At 39.1% G+C, this 15,379-nt stretch carries 19 protein-coding genes and 1 other annotated feature; of the genes, 15 read left to right on the top strand and 4 right to left on the bottom strand.

The genetic code is table 11. The annotated features are described in order from the left end of the window. Nucleotides 1-58 precede the first annotated feature (58 nt). From cdaA to RG565_RS08045, 6 genes are all read left to right on the top strand, one after another. Entirely contained in the window at nt 59-916 is an 858-nt protein-coding gene (gene cdaA, locus RG565_RS08020) for a diadenylate cyclase CdaA (protein WP_143876534.1), read from the top strand. After that, nucleotides 903-1,631 (top strand): YbbR-like domain-containing protein, encoded by a 729-nt coding sequence (locus RG565_RS08025; protein WP_106083709.1) that lies wholly within the window; start codon nt 903-905, stop codon nt 1,629-1,631. Before cdaA ends, RG565_RS08025 begins: the two co-directional genes overlap by 14 nt. Before the next feature lie 24 nt (nt 1,632-1,655). Then, nucleotides 1,656-3,008, top strand: coding sequence for a phosphoglucosamine mutase (glmM, locus tag RG565_RS08030; RefSeq protein ID WP_247936708.1), 1,353 nt, complete (start codon nt 1,656-1,658; stop codon nt 3,006-3,008). Between the two features lie 108 nt (nt 3,009-3,116). Beyond that, complete coding sequence (gene serB / locus RG565_RS08035) at nt 3,117-3,767, top strand: phosphoserine phosphatase SerB (RefSeq protein ID WP_247936707.1); 651 nt, start codon at nt 3,117-3,119, stop codon at nt 3,765-3,767. A gap of 3 nt (nt 3,768-3,770) precedes the next feature. Beyond that, on the top strand, nt 3,771-4,883 hold the full coding sequence (locus RG565_RS08040) for a glycerate kinase (protein ID WP_247936706.1): 1,113 nt from the start codon (nt 3,771-3,773) through the stop codon (nt 4,881-4,883). Between the two features lie 215 nt (nt 4,884-5,098). Beyond that, on the top strand, nt 5,099-5,593 hold the full coding sequence (locus RG565_RS08045) for an EbsA family protein (RefSeq protein WP_022525091.1): 495 nt from the start codon (nt 5,099-5,101) through the stop codon (nt 5,591-5,593). On the opposite strand, the gene RG565_RS08050 is transcribed toward RG565_RS08045, so the two are convergent. Next, nucleotides 5,580-5,777 (bottom strand): ferredoxin, encoded by a 198-nt coding sequence (locus RG565_RS08050; protein ID WP_003040052.1) that lies wholly within the window; start codon nt 5,775-5,777, stop codon nt 5,580-5,582. The two genes, RG565_RS08045 and RG565_RS08050, sit on opposite strands and share 14 nt — an antisense overlap. 45 nt (nt 5,778-5,822) lie before the next feature. Between RG565_RS08050 and RG565_RS08055 the strand changes: the two genes are divergently transcribed. The 7 genes from RG565_RS08055 (at nt 5,823) to RG565_RS08085 (ending at nt 10,433) form a co-directional block, all read left to right on the top strand. Then, complete coding sequence (locus tag RG565_RS08055) at nt 5,823-6,272, top strand: SAG1386/EF1546 family surface-associated protein (protein ID WP_151379906.1); 450 nt, start codon at nt 5,823-5,825, stop codon at nt 6,270-6,272. A 9-nt stretch (nt 6,273-6,281) separates the two neighbouring features. Then, on the top strand, nt 6,282-6,959 hold the full coding sequence (cmk, locus tag RG565_RS08060; RefSeq protein WP_247906080.1) for a (d)CMP kinase: 678 nt from the start codon (nt 6,282-6,284) through the stop codon (nt 6,957-6,959). Nucleotides 6,960-6,985: 26 nt separating this feature from the next. After that, nucleotides 6,986-7,115: a sequence feature (ribosomal protein L20 leader region), on the top strand. A gap of 15 nt (nt 7,116-7,130) precedes the next feature. Continuing rightward, nucleotides 7,131-7,661: a translation initiation factor IF-3 gene (gene infC, locus RG565_RS08065; protein ID WP_247936704.1), complete on the top strand. Its 531-nt coding sequence runs from the start codon at nt 7,131-7,133 to the stop codon at nt 7,659-7,661. Between the two features lie 33 nt (nt 7,662-7,694). Further along, complete coding sequence (rpmI, locus tag RG565_RS08070) at nt 7,695-7,895, top strand: 50S ribosomal protein L35 (protein ID WP_003025048.1); 201 nt, start codon at nt 7,695-7,697, stop codon at nt 7,893-7,895. Nucleotides 7,896-7,941: 46 nt separating this feature from the next. Beyond that, nucleotides 7,942-8,301, top strand: coding sequence for a 50S ribosomal protein L20 (rplT, locus tag RG565_RS08075; RefSeq protein WP_003027551.1), 360 nt, complete (start codon nt 7,942-7,944; stop codon nt 8,299-8,301). 279 nt (nt 8,302-8,580) lie between these two features. Next, complete coding sequence (locus RG565_RS08080; protein ID WP_003040302.1) at nt 8,581-8,967, top strand: VOC family protein; 387 nt, start codon at nt 8,581-8,583, stop codon at nt 8,965-8,967. Between the two features lie 101 nt (nt 8,968-9,068). Then, nucleotides 9,069-10,433 carry a polysaccharide deacetylase family protein gene (locus RG565_RS08085; RefSeq protein WP_195322817.1) on the top strand — a complete coding sequence of 455 codons (1,365 nt, stop codon included), beginning with the start codon at nt 9,069-9,071 and terminating at the stop codon, nt 10,431-10,433. A 51-nt stretch (nt 10,434-10,484) separates the two neighbouring features. On the opposite strand, the gene RG565_RS08090 is transcribed toward RG565_RS08085, so the two are convergent. Continuing rightward, nucleotides 10,485-11,573, bottom strand: a complete 1,089-nt coding sequence (locus tag RG565_RS08090) for a DEAD/DEAH box helicase (protein ID WP_247936719.1) — start codon at nt 11,571-11,573, stop codon at nt 10,485-10,487. Beyond that, nucleotides 11,557-12,546 (bottom strand): Gfo/Idh/MocA family protein, encoded by a 990-nt coding sequence (locus RG565_RS08095; protein ID WP_247936702.1) that lies wholly within the window; start codon nt 12,544-12,546, stop codon nt 11,557-11,559. The genes RG565_RS08090 and RG565_RS08095 overlap by 17 nt, the downstream gene beginning before the upstream one ends. Nucleotides 12,547-12,650: 104 nt before the next feature. Here RG565_RS08095 and udk point away from each other — a divergent pair, with 104 nt between their 5' ends. Next, on the top strand, nt 12,651-13,283 hold the full coding sequence (gene udk, locus RG565_RS08100) for a uridine kinase (RefSeq protein WP_003039926.1): 633 nt from the start codon (nt 12,651-12,653) through the stop codon (nt 13,281-13,283). A gap of 42 nt (nt 13,284-13,325) precedes the next feature. Then, entirely contained in the window at nt 13,326-14,006 is a 681-nt protein-coding gene (locus tag RG565_RS08105) for a YoaK family protein (RefSeq protein ID WP_164558146.1), read from the top strand. 59 nt (nt 14,007-14,065) lie between these two features. Here the strand turns inward: RG565_RS08105 and pepT are convergent, their stop codons facing one another. Continuing rightward, nucleotides 14,066-15,289 carry a peptidase T gene (gene pepT, locus RG565_RS08110; RefSeq protein WP_247936701.1) on the bottom strand — a complete coding sequence of 408 codons (1,224 nt, stop codon included), beginning with the start codon at nt 15,287-15,289 and terminating at the stop codon, nt 14,066-14,068. Nucleotides 15,290-15,379: the final 90 nt, after the last annotated feature.

Genomic DNA, 15,379 nt, shown 5'->3' on the forward strand with positions numbered 1-15,379 from the left:
TGAAAAGTGATATAATAGTCAAGAACGTTTTTAGGTTGAGAAAGAGAGGACACTGAAAATGAATTTTCAGCAATTGTCCAATCTCCAATATTGGTCTAGTTTATTTTCTAGTCCTTGGAGTATTGTTACCAATATTATCGATATTGCACTGGTTGCTTGGATTTTATTTTATTTTACAAAAGCAATCGCTGGTACTAAAATTATGATTCTCGTTCGAGGGGTTTTAATCTTTGTGCTGGCTCAGATTCTTGCCAATGCCATTGGTTTAACAACGGTTTCTTGGTTGATTAACCAAGTTATCACCTATGGGGTCATTGCGGCGGTTGTGATTTTTACACCTGAGATTCGTACAGGTCTGGAGAGGCTGGGGCGTGCTACCGATTTGTTTTCGACAGCACCGATTAGCTCAGAAGAAAGAATGGTGCAGGCATTTGTCAAAGCAGTAGATTATATGAGTCCGCGGAAAATTGGAGCTCTCGTTGCTATCCAAGGTAGCAGAACTTTGCAAGAATACATTGCAACTGGGATTCCGTTGGACGCTGATGTATCTGGTGAGTTGTTAATCAATATCTTCATTCCAAATACACCACTGCATGACGGTGCTGTCATTGTAAGAGACAATAAAATAGCCGTTTCTTGCGCTTATCTTCCGCTCACAGAAAACACAGGTATTTCTAAGGAATTTGGGACACGTCACCGCGCGGCAATCGGTCTGTCAGAAGTATCCGATGCCCTTACTTTTGTAGTATCGGAGGAAACTGGAGGTATCTCTATCACACATAATGGAGTTTTCAAGCATAATTTGACATTAGAGGAATTTGAAGCAGAATTGCGGAAAGTACTGATTTCAGATGAACCACCAAAATCACCATTTAGAAATCGTGTGCTAGGAGGTTGGAAACATGAAAAATCGTAAACAGATTTGGTACATCATTTCTTCAATCTTTTTTGCGGGTATTTTATTTATTTACGCCACCACGACAAATTACCAAAATAATTCAAATGCTAGACAAACAACTTCTGAAACCTATACCAACACCTTGCCTAGTGTACCAATTGATATTAAATACAATAGTGAAAAATATTTTATCAGTGGATTTTCATCTGAAGTGTCGGTGGTGCTGACAGGCTCTAATCGTGTAACCCTTGCCAGTGAAATGCAAGAAAGTACACGAAAATTCAAGGTTGTGGCGGATTTGACAAAAGCTACGGAGGGAACAAGAGAGGTACCTTTAGCTATTAAAAATTTACCAAGTGGGTTGACTGCGACTGTTACACCGGCTAAGATTACGGTGAAAGTTGGCAAGAAAGCAAGTAAGACAGTTGAAGTGAAAACAACGATTAGTTCAGCCCAGTTAGCAGATGGGTTGATGGTTGATCGCGTGACGGTTGGTGACAATAAGGTAACTGTTACAAGTGACGAAGATACGCTTGCTAAGGTCGATCATGTAGAAGCGGTAGTGCCAACTAGTGAAAAAATATCCGCTAACTATTCAGGAAATGCCCCATTACAGGCAGTTGATGCAAATGGCACAGTTTTGCCAAGTGTGATTACTCCTTATGAGACAACCATAAAAATTACTGTTAAATCATCAAGTTCGTCTTCGAGTTCGACGAGCTCATCCAAATAAAAGTATTGAAAGGATTTTATAAAAATGGGAAAATATTTCGGAACGGACGGAGTTCGTGGAGAAGCAAATGTGGAATTAACACCAGAGTTAGCTTTTAAATTAGGGCGTTTTGGTGGTTATGTATTAAGCCAGCATGAGAAAGATGTACCCCGTGTCTTTGTAGGACGTGACACGCGTATTTCAGGAGAAATGCTGGAAAGTGCTTTAGTAGCTGGACTTCTGTCTGTTGGGATTCGTGTTTATAAGCTCGGAGTTATTGCCACACCAGGCGTTGCTTATCTGGTGAAATCTGAGAGAGCAAGTGCTGGTGTCATGATTTCAGCTAGCCACAATCCAGCGCTTGACAACGGTATTAAATTCTTTGGTGGCGACGGCTATAAATTGGACGATGAGCGTGAATTAGAAATTGAAGCTCTTCTTGATGCTAAAGAAGACAATTTACCACGTCCAAGTGCGGAAGGATTAGGGACACTGATGGATTATCCAGAAGGATTGCGCAAATATCAACAATATCTCGTGTCCACTGGTCTTGATTTAGACGGAATGAAAGTTGCTCTTGATACAGCAAATGGTGCTGCTTCAACAAGTGCTCGTCAAGTATTTGCGGATTTGGGAGCTAGATTGACAGTCATTGGAGAAAATCCAGATGGGTTAAATATCAACTTGAATGTTGGCTCTACACATCCTGAAAAATTGCAAGAAACAGTCTGTGAATCAGGATCAGCACTTGGTCTAGCATTTGACGGAGATAGCGATCGCTTGATTGCAGTTGATGAGAATGGTGAGATTGTCGATGGTGATAAAGTTATGTATATCATCGGGAAATACCTCTCTGAAAAAGGTTTGCTTGCTCAAAATACAATCGTAACAACCGTTATGTCAAACCTTGGTTTCCATAAGGCTTTGGATCGCGAAGGCATTAACAAGGTGATTACAGCTGTTGGTGACCGCTATGTTGTAGAAGAAATGCGCAAATCTGGTTACAATCTGGGCGGTGAGCAATCCGGTCACGTGATTATCATGGATTATAATACGACGGGTGACGGTCAGCTGACAGCTGTTCAATTGACAAAAGTAATGAAAGAAACAGGCAAGCCTTTGTCTGAATTAGCATCGGAAGTAACGATTTATCCACAAAAATTGGTCAATATCCGTGTTGAAAACAGCATGAAGGACAAGGCCATGGAAGTGCCTGCCATTAAAGCGGTGATTGAAAAAATGGAAGCGGAAATGGCTGGCAATGGTCGCATTCTTGTTCGTCCAAGCGGGACAGAACCACTTTTACGGGTCATGGCAGAAGCACCAAGCCACGAAGAAGTAGACTATTACGTTGATACAATTGCAGATATTGTACGTACTGAAATTGGTATTGAATAAAGTAAAGAAGCTCTTGTTTGTACAGCAAACGAGGCTTTTTTCTTTCTATTGCAACTTGTTTTGTCAATCAATTTTTTATATAATACAAGCAATATATGAGGTGATGATGTGAAAACAAGAGGGCTATTGGTACTGGATGTTGACAGTACCTTGATTAGAGAAGAAGGAATTGATTTGCTAGGTGCTGCAGCAGGAGTTGGTGAGCAAGTCGCAGCCATTACAGAACGGGCTATGCAAGGGGAATATGATTTTGAGACAGCTCTGATAGAACGCGTGGCCTTGCTCAAAGGACTTCCTGAAACAATTTTTAAACGAGTTTCTAAGCAAATTCATTTTACAAAAGGAGCTCAACAGTTGATAGAAGACATGCATCAGCGTGGATACAAGGTTGGCGTTGTATCAGGCGGATTTCATGAAATGGTAGACGAATTAACCGCGAAATTGAATGTAGATTACGTAAAAGCTAATCGTTTAGAAGTGAAAGACGGTAAGCTAACCGGCAGAGTTTTAGGAACAATTGTCACAAAAGAAGTCAAAAAAGCAATGCTAAGACAATGGGCGGAGGAAAACAATTTGACTCTTGCTCAAACCATTGCTGTAGGAGACGGTGCCAATGACCTCCCAATGATATTGACGGCAGGAATCGGGATTGCTTTTAACGCCAAGCCTCTTGTGAGAGAACAAGCGCCGTATCAAATCAATCAAACGGACTTGTATCAGGTCATAAAACTTTTGGAAGAGATAGAAAGTGAGGACTAAGCCATGCATATTTTAATTGCACCAGATTCTTTTAAAGAAAGTTTATCAGCCCAAAGTGTTGCAGAGGCTATAAAAGCAGGATTTTCCAAGGCACTCCCTGAAGCGACATTTGACTTGCTACCCATTGGAGATGGTGGTGAAGGAACGATGACAGCTTTGATCGCAGCCTTGCAGTTAGACACTTATACTCACATCGTAACCGGGCCTTTCGGAGAACCTGTTTCGATGAAATATGCTCGCAAAGGAGATATAGCTCTCTTTGAAATGGCTGATTTGGTTGGTTTAGCCTCTATTTCACCAGAAAAAAGAAATCCTCTGACTCTTGATACCAGGGGATTGGGAGAGTTGATTTTGTATCTAGCCAAGGAAGGTGTGAGGCAAATTTATATTGGCGTAGGGGGCTCTGCTACCAATGATGGTGGGATTGGAATGGCAGTTGGACTGGGTTATGAATTTTTCGATAAAGACAATCATTTGCTTCAAGCAAAAGGTGCATCGTTGGGTCGTGTGGCCCGTATTTCAGCTGACAAAGTTCCTACAATTTTAGAAAATCTGGACATCCAGATTCTGACAGATGTCACGAATCCTCTCTGTGGTGAAAACGGCGCAACATACGTCTTTGGAGGACAAAAAGGCTTATCCGCTCTGCTATTTTCTCAAGTGGATCAGGCAATGGCAACATTTTATAAACAGGCTAATCCAGCAATTTTTTCACTGACTGGTGCAGGTGCTGGAGGAGGTATGGCAGCTGGTCTGGTAACATTTGCACATGGAAAAATTGTTTCAGGAATTGATACTTGTCTTGATTTGCTTGATTTTGATAATCGTGTCAAAAAGGCTGATTTAGTCATCGTGGGTGAAGGACGAATGGATCAACAAAGTCTGGCAGGTAAAGCTCCGATTGGAGTAGCCAAAAGAACGCCTAGTAATATTCCTGTGATTGCTATTTGTGGTAGTTTAAGCGATGACTTACCTGATTTTCCGGCAGAAAACATTCAAGCTGCTTTTCCAATCATTTCTCAAGTCGAACCTCTAGCTATTACTTTAGCCAAGGCAGAAGAGAATCTCATCTGGACAGCCCAAAATATTGGAAATCTATTAAAAATGAAAATATAAGATTTAACTCTATCGGCTGAATCTTGAGAAAGTGGAATTTGAGCTATTTGCATTTTCGTTGAGGCGATTATCTCTATCACATCTACTATTTTCGACTAATTTAATAAGAGATTAGAGCTAGTATTCTTTCACTTCTTTAATTTTTTCTTTTGTTGTCTAATCTCACTCCCATTTTTCTTTTTTTTATGATAAACTATATAAGAGGAGGTGTAGATATGATAAAGATTTTTGGTCAATTGCGTTATCATTGGCAGCCAGATCTTTCTCTTCTAATCATTTATTGGTCTTTATCGGTCATTCCGATTTTTATAGGTTTTGCATTTTTATTTGAGAGTTCAGAAGTTCCGTTTTTAGTTCTTTTCTCTTTCTTTCTCTTTATGGTTTTGTTAGGGATTGGCGTACATAGATATTTCACTATATACGATGACGGGATTTTGAGAATTACTACGGCAAATCCATTCACACCTTCAAAGATTGAAATTTCAACAATTCGTAAAGTGGAAGTGACAAAAACTTCTATTACTCTTTTATTTGATGGTAAAGAAAAAGGCCGTACGTTTTGTATGCGTAAGTGGCCTAAGAAGTATTTTGTAAATGCTTTGGCTTTGAATGACCATTTTAAAGGGGAAGTTGAACTAATGGACAACTTAACCCACGTAGACTATTTTGAAACCTATTATGCTCATCCTAAAAAAACTACTCTTTCTTAAGAGCTTTTGTAGGACAGTTTTTGATGGCTTCGATAACATCAGCTGTTTCAGGAACTTCCTTTTCTAGCAATTCATCATCTTGATAAAATTTGACAATGCCATTGTCGTGGTAATCAAATAAGTTAGAATAAGTTTGGCAAAGCCCGCAAGCAATGCACCGTTCAGGAATGAGTGTAACTTTCATATTCATATTGTAATCGGAATTTGGAAAAAATACAAGGAGGAAGTCATGGCAAAGGAACCATGGGAAGAAGATATTTACGACAAGGGAGAAAAAGAATTGACGAGAAGTAAAAAAACGAGCGATGTAGTGGCCAATCGTGTGTTGACAATTTTAGCGGTTATTTTTTTCATCATGGTGATTACAATTGTAGGTATGATGATTTATTTATCAACTGGCGGAAGCAGCAAAAAAGCAGCAACAGAGGGCTTTTATAATACTAAGGCTACCAGCAAACCAAGTGAAAGTTCTAGCGTTCCAGAGTCTTCTAAGGCAACAAGTGATAGCAGTCAAACGCAATCATCTGAAGGAACGCTTACTGTTCAAGCTGGAGAAGGTGAGGCGGCTATTGCTGCGCGTGGAGGGATTTCGATTGCTGAATTGGAGCGTTTAAATCCTTCTCACATGACGACAGGTGCTTGGTATGCCAATCCGGGTGATGTGGTGAAAATTCGATAGGAGTATAGAATGAAACAAATTCAAATCGCCATTGATGGTCCAGCTTCAAGCGGAAAGTCAACAGTTGCCAAGATTATTGCGAAAGATTTCGACTACACTTACTTGGATACAGGCGCTATGTATCGTGCGGCGACTTACTTAGCTTTAAAGAATGATTTATCGGCAGAAAAGTGGTCTGAAATTGTCGCATTATTAGACACTCATCCAGTTAGTTTTGGGCGTGATAAAAATGGAGAGCAGCTTGTTTTTGTCGGAGATGTAGATGTGACGCATCCGATTCGTGAAAACGAAGTGACCAACAATGTCTCTTGGGTGTCTGCAATTCCAGAAGTACGAGAAAAGTTGGTGGATTTACAACGAGAAATTGCTGCTCAAGGTGGTATCGTCATGGATGGTCGTGATATTGGAACGGTTGTGCTACCTCATGCAGAATTAAAAATTTTCCTCGTAGCCTCAGTTGACGAAAGAGCTGAGCGTCGTTATAAAGAAAATCTTGAAAAAGGCATTCCGACGAACTTAGAAACTCTGAAAAAAGAAATTGCAGAGCGGGACTATAAAGACAGTCATCGAGCGGTTTCTCCTTTAAAACCAGCAGTTGATGCCATTCATTTTGATACAACGGGTATCGGAATTGCTGAAGTTGTTGCTTTTATCGAAGAAAAAGCTAAAAAAATCCTTGACAAATAATCTGAAACTTGTTATTATATAAAAGTTGAGAAAAGCAGAAGTGAGAACTTCTCGCCTTGCGACTAACGTTGTCTGGCTCTACGGATTAAGTTTCAGAAATGAAATACTATCATGTAGTGCGGGCTTGCGTTAGCAAGTCCGCTCTTGTTTTTCTCTAAAAATAAAAAAGAGGTGAAAACCATAGCAAAACAAGACTTATTCATCAATGATGAAATTCGTGTGCGTGAAGTTCGTTTGATCGGTCTTGATGGTGAACAATTAGGCATTAAACCACTTAGCGAAGCGCAAGCAATTGCCGACGATGCAAATGTGGACCTTGTTCTAATTCAACCACAAGCTAAACCACCTGTTGCGAAAATTATGGACTACGGAAGGTTCAAATTTGAGTATCAGAAAAAACAAAAAGAACAGCGCAAAAAACAAAGTGTTGTTACTGTGAAAGAAGTTCGTCTCAGTCCAACGATTGATAAAGGTGACTTTGATACAAAACTTCGCAACGCACGCAAGTTCCTTGAAAAAGGAAATAAAGTGAAGGTTTCTATTCGCTTTAAAGGGCGAATGATTACTCACAAAGAAATCGGAGCTAAAGTATTAGCCGACTTTGCTCAAGCAACGCAAGACATTGCGATTATTGAGCAGAGAGCTAAAATGGATGGACGTCAAATGTTCATGCAATTAGCACCAATCCCTGACAAAAAGTAATCTGTCAGAAGTTAGAAAAAGGAGAAAAATATCATGCCAAAACAAAAAACACACCGCGCATCAGCTAAACGTTTCAAACGTACAGGTTCTGGTGGCTTGAAACGTTTCCGTGCTTACACTTCTCACCGTTTCCACGGAAAAACTAAAAAACAACGTCGTCATCTTCGTAAAGCAGCAATGGTGCATTCAGGAGATTTCAAACGTATCAAAGCAATGCTGACAGGTCTTAAATAAGAGATTTTGTAGCAGATTATTCTAGGAAATATTGGAGGAAATATAAATGGCACGTGTTAAAGGTGGCGTTGTATCACGCAAACGTCGTAAACGTATTTTAAAATTAGCTAAAGGTTACTATGGTGCAAAACACATCTTGTTCCGTACAGCAAAAGAACAAGTAATGAATTCTTACTACTATGCATACCGTGACCGTCGTCAAAAGAAACGTGATTTCCGCAAATTGTGGATTACACGTATCAATGCGGCAGCTCGTATGAATGGTTTGTCATATTCACAATTGATGCATGGTTTGAAATTGGCTGAAATTGAAGTCAACCGTAAAATGCTTGCGGACCTAGCTGTCAACGATGTAGCAGCTTTCACAGCTCTTGCAGATGCAGCTAAAGCAAAATTAGGTAAATAATGAAAAATAGGCTGGGAGAATGTTTCCAGCCTTAAATTATACTGTGTCATAGACCAACGACGCAATGGTTGATTGTTCAAAGGAGAGCCTTGAGATTGCAAGATAGAATGTGCGAAACAAATCTCAGGGCTATTTGTTTTTTAACTCAGCAACTTTATAGGAGCGGGATGGGATTAAATTTTTGTTTAGTTCGATCCCACTCCTTATTTTTTCTTCATAGCTGAAGCTGGAGAAAATTCGTGATTTAGGATATAATGGAAAAAAGCAAAGGAGGATGTTATGGCTTCGAAAATGTTGCATACGTGCTTGCGAGTGGAAAATCTAGAAAAATCTATTGCATTTTATGCAGATGCATTTGGATTTAAAGAATTACGGCGCAAGGACTTCCCAGAACATCAATTTACAATTGTTTATTTGGGGCTTGAAGGTGATGAGTATGAGTTAGAATTGACTTATAATTATGGACACGGACCTTATGTGATTGGCGATGGATTTGCTCATGTAGCTTTGAGTACGGCTGATTTGCTACAGCTTCACGCTGAACACACTGCTAAAGGATATGAGGTTACACAGCCAAATGGACTTCCTGGAACAAAGCCGAATTATTACTTTATTAAGGATCCGGATGGTTATAAAGTTGAAGTGATTCAAGAAAAAACTTTATAAGTTTGTAAATAATTGCAAATGAAAGGCTTGAAACTATTTTAGCCTTTTTTAGTATGTAAAGTCTTTTTTAAACGAAAGAGACGAGGTAGAAAGGTAGTGTAGTGAAAAAAATACTTCTCATTGTCCTAAATGTCGCTTTTTTAATGATTATTATTTTTGGGAGTTTTCGGATTAGAAAATTACTGCAAGAAAGAAAATTAAATCAACAAATTTCACAAGTTCTGAAAAGGGCAGATACAAAATATCATCAGGGTTCAGTACGAAAGCAAACAGGACGTGTAGGAAGTCGGCTCATTACGTCTTACTATCCATTAACAGAGAGTAAGCAAGATATTGGTGTTATTAAAGAGAAAATCAATGCCGATATTCAGAAATTTTCAGATAAACAAAGTCAAGCATCGCAATACGATAAACTTATTTTTTATGTGAGTCATTTTACAGAGACAAATTTTTCTGGAGTAAAGCAAGTTGAAATCAAGCGAATCTCTTATCCAGTGTTGACTACGAAAGTTGGAAAGGCTAGAGAAGAGGTTCTGGACTCGCTTTACATGTCGTCCGACAATAAATTGTTTAGCTTAAATCGACTTTTTAAAAATACTGAGCAAGCCAAAAAGTTATTGCTAGAAGAAATGCAGCAGCAAATCACCACTCTCCATAAAACAAAAGAGCAGAAGATTCTGCAGGAATTTCAAGCAAAGGATATCTCTCAATGGATATTCAGTTATGAAAAAGGAAAACTCAAGCTATTTTATAACAACAATGAACGAGCTTCAAATATGGAAATTGCCTTATCAGCTTTGTATGAGGTGATTGATGAGCATTATTTAAAGGGAGAGGATTTGGCAGCTTATCAGTCCTATCAAGCTAAAAAACAGCAAAAATTAGTAGCTTTGACGTTTGACGATGGTCCCAATGCAGCAACGACATCGCAGGCTTTGGATATTTTAGCCAAATACCATGTCAAAGGAACTTTTTTCATGTTGGGGAAAAATGTAGCTGGAAATGAGCAACTTGTCAAACGTGTTCACGATGAGGGGCATGAGATTGGCAATCATAGTTGGAGTCATCCGCAGTTACCAACTCTTGCTCTTGAACAAGCGAAAAAACAGATTGAGGATACACAAGCAGCGCTTCGGGCTGTTATCGGAGAGAGTCCAAAAATGATGCGTCCGCCCTATGGAGCTATCAACGATACAATCCGAAATGCTGTTGATATGTCTTTCATCATGTGGAATGTGGATAGCTTGGATTGGAAAAATCGCAATACTGGGTCTATCATGGAGCAAGTGAAAAAGCAGACTTGTCCGGGATCAATTATTTTAATGCATGATATTCATCAAACAACCATTAATGCCTTGCCGAGTGTGATTGAATATTTGCAAAAGAATGGGTACACTTTGGTTACAGTTAGTGAACTTCTGAATCATCGATTGGAAGGACATCAGCTGTATTACTGTGCAAATTAGATAGAAAAAAGGATAGAAATGGTTATTTCCTATCCTTTTTCTATACTCTTTTTATTTCACATAGAGTTCACGATCTTTTAAGATAATTTCTTGAACATGAGCATATTTTTTAAGCGTTTTTAATTCTTCTGGGTGGCTGACGAATGTAATGACATAGCCTTCTTTGCCCATACGGCCGGTTCGTCCAGCACGGTGTGTATAGGTTTCAAGATCGCGAGGCAGGTCATAGTTGATGACACATTCGAGAGAATCAATATCAATTCCTCTAGCTACCAAGTCGGTAGCAAGTAAGAGTGTGAGTTCGTCGTTTTTAAATTGCTCCAAGATGACTTTGCGGAATTTAATATTGACATCACTTGCCAAAGACACGGCCTGAATCTGACGATATTGTAGTTTTTCCTCAGCATTTCCTAAGTCTGAGAGAGCATTGAAAAAGACAAGAGCACGAAATTCTGAGACTTGAGCCAGCTTTCGCAAGTATTCAACTTTATCGCGCTGTTTAACTTGCATATAAAAATGTTGAATATTGTCAAGCTGTTGCTCTTCTAGTTTGATGAGCAGAGTATTTTCAGCAAGCTTGTCTTGGTCAAACTTAGCAGTCGCACTCATGTAAATCAATTGATGTTCACGTGGTACATAGTGCAGGATCTGCTGAACGAAATGATATTGCGAATCGCTAAGCAGTTGATCAAATTCATCCAGAATGATTGTATCAACATTCATCATTTTGATTTTTCTTAGTTTGATGAGTTCAAAAATGCGTCCAGGTGTTCCAATGAGAATTTCAGGACCTTTTTTTAATCGTTCAATTTGTCGTTTTTGACTGGAACCAGATAGAAAGAGTTGAGCTGTTAAGTCAAGTAGTTCAGCCCACGTTTTAGTAACGTCAAAAATCTGTCCAGCTAACTCAGTGTTGGGGGCTAAGATAAGTAATTGCTGGGATTTCTTAGGTTTTAGTTTTAGAAGAGTTGGGAAAAGGTAGGCGAGTGTTTTTCCAGTGCCGGTAGGGCTTATCCCAAGGACATTTTCACCCTCTGTAATAGGCTGAAAGAGTTGGTCTTGAATGGGAGTTAAATGCTCAAAGCCAAGTTTGGTGAGTTGGTCTTGCCAACTTTGGGGAAATTTAGTTGTTATCATCATCAGCCTCAAATCTAATGCCAGCATCTTGGCGCATGCTAAATAGGATTTTATGCACGGTTGCAGTAGCATCTAGCCAGTTTTGGTAAACTTCTTGTTTTATTTCACCGTTTAATACTTGAGCGAATCGTTTGGCTTCTTCAGCCATGGTGTGAGAAGAGCGTGTGATTTCAAGAGTTGTTTTCTCCTTGTTTAGATTTTGGAAAACAGCAGAAGTGATGAATTCGATTGAATTTAAGGTTAGCGTACCGTCTGTTGTGTAAATTTCAGCAGGGAAAAAGCTATTGATATTTTTTCCGGTTTGGATAGTCACTTGAAATTCTGGATAGATTAAACTTCCTACTCCATTTAGATCAACTGTATTTGGTAACTGCTGAGCGGTGTAATAAGCATTTTCTGGTGCTCCAAAAAGTCGTATGGCTGCATAGACAGGATAAATGCCTAAGTCCATTAGAGCACCGCCTGAAAACTTAGCAGAAAAGACGTTTGGCTCTTGTCCAGCTAACAGAGCTGGCATTTTGGAAGAATACTTCGCATAGGTGAAATGTGCTCCAAGAATCGTTTTATTTTTGAGAAAATCTGAAATGACATCAAATGATTGCTCATGATAGTTACGAGCTGCTTCAAAAATGTATACATGCTGTTCTTGAGCTAATGTTATCAATTCAGCCCATTCTTCTGGGCGTGAGACAGCAGGTTTTTCTACAATTACATGTTTGCTTGCTAAAATAGCAGCTTTTGCTTGTGGAAAATGCAGAGAATTGGGGCTTGCAATATAAATAATGTCTATATCACTAGTTAAAAAATCAGCCATATCTGTGTAGCAATCTACATTTTCATAATGACTGGCAAATGCTTGAGCAGCTTGTATCGTCCGTGAATATACCGTAGTCAATTGATACTCTTTTGTCGAATGAGCAGCCTTGACAAATTGGTGAACAATGTCTCCTGTTCCAATCGTTCCGAGTTTTAACATCGTTTTCTCCTTATTTTTTGTCTTGTCATTTATTTTAATTTACCTCTTTCATTATATCATGATTTGGTGTAAAATAGGTAAGATGATAAAAAATGGAGTGAATAATGCAAAATAGACCGATTATTATTGGAGTAACTGGTGGTTCTGGTGGCGGTAAGACGAGTGTTTCAAGAGCCATTCTGTCAAATTTCCCAAATGAAAAGATTTCTATGATTGAGCATGATTCTTATTATAAGGATCAGTCACATTTGACGTTTGAAGAGCGAATCAAGACCAACTATGACCACCCTTTTGCTTTTGATACAGATTTGATGATTGCGCAAATCAAGGAATTGTTGGCAGGACGTCCGGTAGATATTCCGACGTATGACTATACAGCTCATACACGCAGTGATAAAACGTATCGTCAAGATCCGCAAGATGTCTTTATTGTAGAAGGAATTCTGGTTTTAGAGGACAAACGCTTACGTGATTTAATGGACATTAAGATTTTTGTTGATACGGATGATGATGTTCGGATTATTCGTCGGATTAAGCGTGATATGGATGAGCGTGGACGTAGTTTAGACAGTGTCATTGAGCAATATTTAGGTGTGGTAAAACCCATGTATCATCAATTTATTGAGCCTACGAAGCGCTATGCGGATGTGATTATTCCAGAAGGAGCTTCTAATACAGTGGCGATTGATTTGATTACAACGAAAATTGAAAAAATCTTGCAGGAAGCAAGAGAGTAATAGAAAGGAAGTCTAGTGAGGGAGTGCTAGACTTTTTAGGTGATGATGATAAATAGTGTAAAAAGAAAAAGAGAGTTTCATTCGCGATCGAAATTTTTTGCCTGTCTGCTGACTTTTTGTGCGGGATTTATTGATGCTTATACATTTATTGAAAGAGGCGGGACATTGGTTGCGGGCCAAACAGGAAACGTTGTTTTCTTGTCAGTTGAATTGATTCATCATGAGACAGGAGAAATAGAAGTGAAGTTAGCAACGATGCTGGCTTTTATGCTAGGCATTTTTGTGCTAACTATTTTCAAAAATAACTTTGAAAATTCTTTATGGCGCTTATCCAGCATTCTTCCACTGATTTTGGTTTGTGGGCTTACAGGATTTCTACCAGTAACTGTGTCCAACCTTTTCATTGTTCCACCGATTGGTTTTTGTATGGGGTTGGTGGCAACAGCTTTTGGTGAAGTGGACGGTATTGTCTACAATAATTCCTTTATGACGGGCAATATCAAAAAAACAATGGTTGCTTTTGGTACTTATGTGCGGACAAAAGAAAAAATTTGCTTAGCGGAAGGTATTTTCTTCGTTGCTTTATTAGGAAGTTTTGTGACAGGAGCGATTGTTTCCACTTATTTGATACAATTTTATTTGTTGAAAACAATCTGGCTCGTAGCTATTATTTTACTAGCATTTTTAACTTTTAGAATGGTGCAATACATTCGCAGAAGATAAATTAAAACTGCAACTCAGCTTTGATGAGAGTTGCAGTTTTTTGATAGAGTTATGGAATGTTAGTCTTTGTAAGAAACGATACCAATAATGGTATCAACAGCGCGTTCCATTGTTTGCAGACTGACATATTCAAAGCGCCCATGCATATTTTCACCGCCGGCAAAGATATTTGGTGTTGGAATGCCCATAAAGGAAATCTTTGAGCCGTCTGTTCCGCCACGAATAGGTTCGATAATTGGCTTGATGTCCAATTTTTCCATAACAGCCTTTGCAATATTGATAGGTGTCATGTCTTTTTCAATGACTTGGCGCATATTGTAGTACTGATCTTTAAGCTCTAGCTGAACGCGTTCACCGCCAAGCGTTGCATTCATTTTAGCGGCAATAGAGCGCATGAGTTCTTTGCGTTGCTCAAAAGTTGCTGTGTCGAAGTCACGAATGATATAACTTGCTTTTGCTTCTTCGACAGTTCCTTCTACATTCATAAGATGATAGAAGCCCTCGTAGCCGTCTGTTAGTTCAGGGCGAGCACCGTCTGGCAATTGATTATGAAAGTCAATAGCTAATTGCAGAGCATTGATCATTTGTCCTTTGGCAGTGCCTGGGTGGACATTGCGTCCTTGGAAAATAATTTCTGCACTAGCTGCAGAGAAGGTTTCAAATTGAAGTTCACCGAGCGGTCCACCGTCAATCGTATAAGCAAAATCTACATCGAAATCTGTCGCATCAAACTTATCAGCTCCGACACCGATTTCTTCATCTGGACCAAAGCCAACTCGAATTTCGCAGTGCTTGATGTCAGGATGAGTTGTCAGATACTCAATCGCTGTCATAATTTCAGCAATACCTGATTTATCATCAGAGCCGAGAAGGGTTGTTCCATCAGTTGTAATCAAGGTTTGTCCCTTATATTTTTTCAGACTATCAAAATCAGCAGGGTCAAGGTTAAAACCAGATTGTCCTAGCGGAATTACACTGCCGTCATAATTTTCAATAATTTGTGGATTGACACCTTCTGCATTGAAGTCTGCTGTGTCCATGTGGGAAATGAGACCAATTTTGCGCGTGAGACTTGGGTCATTTGCAGGAAGAGTGCCGATAGCGTAGCCATTTGGTAAATAATATACATTTTCCAAACCAACGCGTTTCATTTCAGGAATGAGGATGTTATTGGCAAAATCTACTTGGCTTTGTGTGCTTGGTGTCGTCGTAGAATGTTCATCTGAACGCGTATTTACTTTTACATAAGTCAAAAAACGTTCTAAAAGAGTAGGGTAGTTCATAAGTTCTCCTTTTTGCATAGATGTAACTAGTGTATCATATTTTGGGAGGGAAGGCTATCTACAAATAGTGAAAGAATGACAATATGTTTC

Source organism: Streptococcus sp. IsoGale021 (assembly GCF_031142795.1).
Taxonomy (GTDB): domain Bacteria; phylum Bacillota; class Bacilli; order Lactobacillales; family Streptococcaceae; genus Streptococcus; species Streptococcus hominis.

Excerpts from the sequence above, each read along its gene's own strand:
- RG565_RS08090 (WP_247936719.1), bottom strand. The coding sequence starts at position 11,573 with ATGATGATAACAACTAAATTTCCCCAAAGTTGGCAAGACCAACTCACC.
- RG565_RS08080 (WP_003040302.1), top strand. The coding sequence starts at position 8,581 with ATGGCTTCGAAAATGTTGCATACGTGCTTGCGAGTGGAAAATCTAGAA.
- cdaA (WP_143876534.1), top strand. The coding sequence starts at position 59 with ATGAATTTTCAGCAATTGTCCAATCTCCAATATTGGTCTAGTTTATTT.
- RG565_RS08050 (WP_003040052.1), bottom strand. The coding sequence starts at position 5,777 with ATGAAAGTTACACTCATTCCTGAACGGTGCATTGCTTGCGGGCTTTGC.
- RG565_RS08045 (WP_022525091.1), top strand. The coding sequence starts at position 5,099 with ATGATAAAGATTTTTGGTCAATTGCGTTATCATTGGCAGCCAGATCTT.
- rplT (WP_003027551.1), top strand. The coding sequence starts at position 7,942 with ATGGCACGTGTTAAAGGTGGCGTTGTATCACGCAAACGTCGTAAACGT.
- RG565_RS08025 (WP_106083709.1), top strand. The coding sequence starts at position 903 with ATGAAAAATCGTAAACAGATTTGGTACATCATTTCTTCAATCTTTTTT.
- RG565_RS08095 (WP_247936702.1), bottom strand. The coding sequence starts at position 12,546 with ATGTTAAAACTCGGAACGATTGGAACAGGAGACATTGTTCACCAATTT.
- RG565_RS08055 (WP_151379906.1), top strand. The coding sequence starts at position 5,823 with ATGGCAAAGGAACCATGGGAAGAAGATATTTACGACAAGGGAGAAAAA.
- udk (WP_003039926.1), top strand. The coding sequence starts at position 12,651 with ATGCAAAATAGACCGATTATTATTGGAGTAACTGGTGGTTCTGGTGGC.
- RG565_RS08040 (WP_247936706.1), top strand. The coding sequence starts at position 3,771 with ATGCATATTTTAATTGCACCAGATTCTTTTAAAGAAAGTTTATCAGCC.
- cmk (WP_247906080.1), top strand. The coding sequence starts at position 6,282 with ATGAAACAAATTCAAATCGCCATTGATGGTCCAGCTTCAAGCGGAAAG.
- RG565_RS08105 (WP_164558146.1), top strand. The coding sequence starts at position 13,326 with ATGATGATAAATAGTGTAAAAAGAAAAAGAGAGTTTCATTCGCGATCG.
- pepT (WP_247936701.1), bottom strand. The coding sequence starts at position 15,289 with ATGAACTACCCTACTCTTTTAGAACGTTTTTTGACTTATGTAAAAGTA.
- rpmI (WP_003025048.1), top strand. The coding sequence starts at position 7,695 with ATGCCAAAACAAAAAACACACCGCGCATCAGCTAAACGTTTCAAACGT.
- glmM (WP_247936708.1), top strand. The coding sequence starts at position 1,656 with ATGGGAAAATATTTCGGAACGGACGGAGTTCGTGGAGAAGCAAATGTG.